The organism is Nonomuraea sp. NPDC004186, assembly GCF_053603495.1.
Window position 1 is genome coordinate 125,238 of sequence record NZ_JBSGFQ010000024.1, and the last position, 6,000, is coordinate 131,237.

The window sequence follows — 6,000 nt, forward strand, 5'->3', positions numbered from 1 at the left end:
CGCCCCCGGGGGGCGCGGGCGGCCCCCCCCCGGACCTCGCTACTGAGCGTTGGACTTGGCCGCGTCGGCGAGCCCCTGCTGCAGGGCCTTGACGTCCTTGCTGCCGATGAACAGGCCGACCGACTCGGTGATCGCCGCCAGCCACGGCTGGTTGACCGAGACGCCGTGCTGGATCGACCCGGCGAGCTTGTTGCTCGACCAGTCCTTCAGCGCGTCGGCCAGGTAGTCGGTGTAGAGGGCCTGGTCGGCGTCCTTGCGGGCGGGGATGGAGCCCTTCTTGGGGTTGAAGGCGTCCTGGCCCTCCTTGCTGGCCGCGACCTTCAGCCAGGCGATGGCCCCATCACGGTTCTTCGCGCCCTTGGGGAGGGTGAAGCTGTCGGACAGCCACATGTACGTGCCCTCGGTCCCGGGAGCCGGCGCCCAGTCGAAGTCCGTCTTCGACTTCTTGCCCAGGCCGCCCTCCGGCGGGTTGTGGAAGTAGCCGTACGCCCAGTCGCCCATGATGTTGAACGCGGCCTCGCCGTCGGCGACCTGCTTGGCGGCCGGCTGCCAGTCGTCCTGCGGGTCGCCCGCGTACGACATGATCTTGGCGAAGCTCTCCAGCGCCTTGGTCACCTGCGGGCTGTTCCAGTCGGCGCCCGGCTTGAACAGCGCGTTGTAGGCGTCGGTGCCCATCGAGCCGAGCAGGACGTTCTCCATCAGGTGGGTGACGGTCCACTCGGAGCCGATCGACAGCGGGATCTTGCCCTTGGCCTTGACCTTCTCCAGGTCCGCGATGAACTCGTCGATCGTCTTGGGCGCGGCGGCCACGCCGGCGTCCTTGAGCACCGCGGGGTTGAACCACAGCACGTTGGACCGGTGGATGTTCACCGGCACCGAGTAGATCTTGCCGTCGACGCTGATCTGATCGACGAGCTGCGTGGGGAAGACGTCCTTCAGCTTCAGCTCGTCGTACAGGAAGGTCAGGTCCTCAAGGTTGCCGGCCTTGATGTAGCCCTGCAATTCGGCGCCCGCGTGGCCCTGGAAGGTGTCGGGCGGGGTGCTGGCCTGGAGCTTCGACTGGAGCAGCGCCTTGGCCTTGTCACCGGAGCCGCCCGCCACGGCGGCGTCGAAGAAGGTGTAGTTCGGATTCTGCTGCTCGAAGATCTTCTTCATCGCCTGGAGGCCGTCGGCCTCGCCGGGGCCCGTCCACCAGGAGAAGACCTCAACCTGTTTCTTCTCTCCGCCGCCGCCACTGGCGGCCGGAGACTGGGACGACTGCCCGCCTCCGCCGCCACCGCAGGCCGCCAGGCTCAACGCGCTCACGATCGAGATCGAGACGGTCGCTAACCACCGTCGCATCGCACACCATCCCTTCGAAGCCCCCGAAGTTGGTGATTTGACAACGTTGTCAACCAACGGCCATCTACCCACTTCCCGCCGCGCGGCGTCAAGGGATGGGCGGATAACAGCTCCGCATACTCAGCGGACGCGCTCGAGCCCGCCGTCGGGGTTCGTCACCACCGTGACGCTGAAGTCGTAGCTCGTGCCGGGCGGATCGCCGCCGCCCGCGGCCACCACCAGCGCGCCCTTGGACACGCCCAGGCAGACCAGGACGACCAGGTCGCACCGGCTGTCGGGCGGCCACGTGGTCAGCACGACGTCGGACTCGGCCAGGCCCACGGGCAGGTCGAGCTCCGCCATCCTGGACAGCAGGTCGGCGTGGGACATCCGGCGGCCGTCCGCCGTCAGCAGCGCGTCCTGGCGCTTGGCGTCGAGCGCGGGCAGCGGGGTGGGCTCCAGCGTGAGCAGGCAGCGGAAGTCGATCGTGTCGAGCGCCGTGCCCAGCGAGACGACCTGGCGCACCCGGGACTCGTCGGCCGCCCGCACCGCCGTCTCCGCCAGGTCGGGGGTGGTGATCAAGGTGCGCGCGTCGCACTCGCGCAGCCACGCGGCCATCTCCCCGGCGCCGAGCGCGGGATCGATCGGCGCCGCCACGCCGCCCGCCGCGAGCACGGTGTGCACGGCCAGCGTCTGCGCGCCGGCCGTCGAGACGTGCACGCCCACCACCTGGTCGCGCCGCGCGCCCCTGCGTACGAGCCCCGAGGCCGCCCTGGTCACCTCGGTCACCAGCCTGCGGTAGCCGTAGACGTGGCCGCCGCGCAGATCGACGAGCGCCGGCCGCTCCCCGCGCTCGTACGCCTGGCGGAACACCTCGTGGATCACGGTCCCGGTGGTCGAGGCGGCAGGCTTCATGACCGCCAACGTACGGCCGCCGGGCATGCACAGCATCCACCGATCTATGTAGGCAGATGTGCATTCCCGCGGGCGGGCCCGAGCCCTGCGCGACTCGAGCCCGCTGCCACGCGCCCGGAACCGGACCTCCACCCCTCCGAGGAGGCCCAGCTCCGCGCGGACGCGTGACGTCCCCGATGGATCGGCCGCACCGCAAAGGGTGGAACGTCGGTGCGGCCGATCACACGTAGCAACGGTAGGTGTGCAGATGGGTGCCGCACATGCGCTGACATGGCCATTCGACGATGTAAACCGGCAGGCTCCGTGATGTGTAGAGAGGTACGCGGATCAGCGGCTCTCGATCACCCATGCGGCGATCTGTGTACGTGTGGAGAAGCCCAGCTTGGACAGAATGTTGGCCACGTGGCGGGCGGCGGTCGCCGGGCTGATGACCAGTTCGTCGGCGATGGCCCGGTTGCTGAGCCCTCTGGCGATCAGCTCGGCGATCTCGCGCTCCCTGACCGTGAGCCTGCTGTCCTGGCTGACCGGTACGACCGGCTCCGTGGGGCGTTCGGGCAGCGCGCCGTCCAGAGCGCACGCCACGGCCTGTTCGGCGGTCATCCCCGCGCCCTCGGCCCACAACATGCCGACCACGGCCTCGCCCAGCCCGGTCCGCGCCGGTCGCAGGACGTCCTCCGTACGCGCGTCCGGCTGGCGGCTGCGCAGCGCCACCGAGGCAGCGGCCAGCAGGACCGCGCGCCGGTGGTCGCCCTCGGCGGAGACCAGGACCGCCCACTCCTCCAGCCGCCTGGCGATGCCCGCGCGCAGCCCCGCGTCGCGGCTGAGCACCAGCGCCTCGGTGAACCTGGTCCTGGCCTCCACCGGGTCACCCTGGTCGAGCGCCACCTTGCCGAGCCCGGCCAGGCAGCTCACGATCTGCTGCCTGGCGTCCACGTGCCGCAGCAGGCTCAGCCCCGACTCGTAGTGCCGCTTCGCCGTCGGGAGGTCGCCCGAGCGCCTGGCGACCTGGGCGAGCCCGATGTGGGCGAAGGACCGGCCCACGTGGTTGTCGAGCCCCTCGTTGATCGCCAGCACCTCCTCGAACCCGCGCTGCGCCTCCCGCAGGCGGCCGTGGTGCAGGCCGAACTGCGCCCGGGTGCCCTGGGCCAGCGACTCCAGGATGAGGTCGCCGGAGCGCCTGGCCAGCTCCAGCGCGCGGGTCAGGGTCTCGGGCTCGCCGGTGAGCTGGGCCAGCACGATCGTGCCGACGGCCTCGCCGTACGCGTCGTCGACGGACCTGCACAGATCGAGCCCGGCGCGGGTGCACCACGTGGCCAGTTCGAGATCGCCCGCCGCCAGCGCCAGCTCGCCGCGCAGGATCGTGGCCTGACCGCGCAGCGCCGGCCGCATCTGCGGGACGTCGAGGGCCAGCAGCCGGTCGAGCCGCTCGGCCATGTCGAGCTTCCTGCCGCTGCCGACCAGCAGGTAACGCAGGTCGGTCAGCAGGCTCAACGCGGTCTCCGGCAGGCCGATGGCGACCGACCACTCGCAGGCCGAGCCGACCTCGACCTTGAGCGCGTCGAACAGGTTCACGTACCGCTCGATCACCGGCCACGACGTGCGCGCGCCCGGCGCGATCGCCTCCTTGAACCCGCTCGCCATCGCGGCCAGCGCCGTCAGGTGCCTGCGCCGCAGCTCCGTCTCCTCGCCGGACTCGGCGAGCTGCTCCAGCGCGTAATCCCGTACGGTCTCCAGCAGCCGGTAGCGCGCCTGACCGGCGATCTCGCCGTCGAGCGCGACCAGCGACTTGTCCACCAGATCGCACAACCGGAGCAGCACGTCCTCCTCGGGCAGCCCCGGCCCCGAGCAGACCGCCTCGGCCAGGTCGAGCGTCCACGAGGAGCGGAAGGCCGCCGTGCGGCGCAGCAGCAGCCGCTCCTGCGGGGAGAGCAGCCGGTAGCTCCAGTCCACCGCGGCCCTGAGCGTGCGGTGCCGGGCCGGAGCCGTACGCGCGCCGCCCGCGAGCAGCCTGAACCGGTCGTCCAGCCGCTCGACGAGCTGGCGGACGGACAGGACCCGCACCATGGCGGCGGCCAGCTCGATCGCCAGCGGCAGGCCGTCGAGCGCCTGGCACAGCTCCGTGACCAGCGGCCGGCTCTCGTCGGTCAGCTCGAAGTCGGGCCGGGCGGCGGTGGCCCTGGCCACGAACAGCCGCACGGCCTCGCTGTCCTCCCCACCCACCGACAGGGGCGGCACCCGCCACACGGTCTCGCCGGGCACGCGCAGCGGCTCCCTGCTGGTGGCCAGCACGGTGAGCCCCGGGCAGGCGCAGAGCAGGTCACGGCACAGCTCCGCGCACTCCCCGATCACCGGCTCGCAGTTGTCGAGCACCAGGAGCGCGCGCCGGCCCGCGATCGACTCGGCCAGGTCGCCCGCGATGCCGAGCGCGGCGGCGACGTACTCTCTCAGCTCGCCCTTCTCCAGGTCGGCCAGCTCGATCAGCCACACGCCGCCCGGGTGGTCGGGGCCCACCCTGGCCGCGAGCCGCATCGCCAGCCGGGTCTTCCCGATGCCGCCCGCGCCGCAGAGGGTCACGGCCCGGGAGACGCGCATCAGATGGGCGAGCTCATCTAGATCGGACTCCCGGCCCACGAACGCGTTCGGCTCGGCCGGCAGGTCGCTGAAGTCGGCGAATCGCAGCATCACTGTGAGTGTGTCACCAACTACGCCGCGCGCCCAGACATAATCGGTGGAGATCTGTCAGTGCCCGTGGGCACACTCAAGTCATGGTCGATGAGCCGCTCGAGCTCGGTGAGATCTCCTTCTCCGACTGGCACGCCCATCAGGACAAGCTGGCGGAGGTCGGTTTCCTGACCATCGCCAGGCGGCTGCCGTCACTCGTGACACAGGCGATGCGCATGGCCTGGCAGGCCGGTCGGCGCGACACCCTCGCCACGATCACGCTCAACCTCCTCGGCGGCGTCTTCACGGCCTTCGGCCTGCTGGCGACCACCGGCGTCCTCAGCGCCCTCTTCAGCGAGGGCCCCACCCCCGACCGCGTGCTGGCCGCGCTGCCCAGCCTCGTGCTGGTCGGGGTGGCCGCGACGCTCCGCACCGGCGTGCAGGCCGGCGCGGGCTGGGCGCAGTCCCGCCTCGACCCCCAGGTGAGCCGGCTCACCGAGGAGCGCCTGTACGGGCTGACCAGCCGGGTGGAGCTCGTGGCCTACGACGACCCCGAGTTCCACGACGCGCTGCAGCGGGCCAGGTTACGCGGCGTGGCCATGGCCGACTCGGTGGTGACCTCGGCCATCAACGTGGTCACGGCCGCGGTCGGCATCGCGGCCGTGGCCGGCGTCCTCGGCGTGCTCCATCCGGTGCTGCTCCCGCTCCTCCTGCTGGCGGTGCTGCCCGACGCCTGGGCGGCGGTCCGCAGCGCCAAGATGCGCTACACCACCCTCTACGCCCTCATCCCTGCCAACCGCCGCAAGTGGATCATCGCGGAGCTGCTGGCCGAGCGCGAGCCGGCGGCCGAGGTGCGCTCGTTCACCATGCGCGGCTTCCTGCTGCGCATGTACGACGCGGTGGCCAGGGCCGAGCAGGACGTCCTGCTCAAGCTCGCCCGGCGCCAGACCTTCGCCCGCCTGGTCGGCGAGGCCCTCGGCGGCCTCGGCTCCGCCCTCGTCTACGTGGCCCTCGGCGTGCTCCTGGCCCTGGCCGCGATCCCGCTGGCGGTGGCGGGCACCGCGGTCCTGGCGATCAGGTCCGCCCAGTCCTCGCTGGCCAACC

The 6,000-nt window shown here is 71.6% G+C and carries 3 protein-coding genes and 1 pseudogene; 1 reads left to right on the forward strand and 3 read right to left on the reverse strand.

Annotated features, from left to right (window positions below):
• Window positions 1-39: 39 nt before the first annotated feature.
• From ACWEPL_RS21100 to ACWEPL_RS21110, 3 genes are all read right to left on the reverse strand, one after another.
• Window positions 40-1,341, reverse strand: a complete 1,302-nt coding sequence (locus ACWEPL_RS21100) for an ABC transporter substrate-binding protein (RefSeq protein ID WP_452437185.1) — start codon at window positions 1,339-1,341, stop codon at window positions 40-42.
• Window positions 1,342-1,461: 120 nt separating this feature from the next.
• A complete protein-coding gene (locus ACWEPL_RS21105) occupies window positions 1,462-2,235 on the reverse strand; it encodes an AMP-binding protein (protein WP_397365877.1) in 774 nt (257 codons plus the stop codon).
• 327 nt (window positions 2,236-2,562) lie between these two features.
• A complete protein-coding gene (locus tag ACWEPL_RS21110) occupies window positions 2,563-4,917 on the reverse strand; it encodes an ATP-binding protein (protein WP_452437186.1) in 2,355 nt (784 codons plus the stop codon).
• An 83-nt stretch (window positions 4,918-5,000) separates the two neighbouring features.
• Here ACWEPL_RS21110 and ACWEPL_RS21115 point away from each other — a divergent pair.
• A pseudogene (locus ACWEPL_RS21115) lies at window positions 5,001-6,000 on the forward strand (ABC transporter ATP-binding protein); the annotation flags it as partial.

Excerpts from the sequence above, each read along its gene's own strand:
- ACWEPL_RS21100 (WP_452437185.1), bottom strand. The coding sequence starts at position 1,341 with ATGCGACGGTGGTTAGCGACCGTCTCGATCTCGATCGTGAGCGCGTTG.
- ACWEPL_RS21110 (WP_452437186.1), bottom strand. The coding sequence starts at position 4,917 with ATGCTGCGATTCGCCGACTTCAGCGACCTGCCGGCCGAGCCGAACGCG.
- ACWEPL_RS21105 (WP_397365877.1), bottom strand. The coding sequence starts at position 2,235 with ATGAAGCCTGCCGCCTCGACCACCGGGACCGTGATCCACGAGGTGTTC.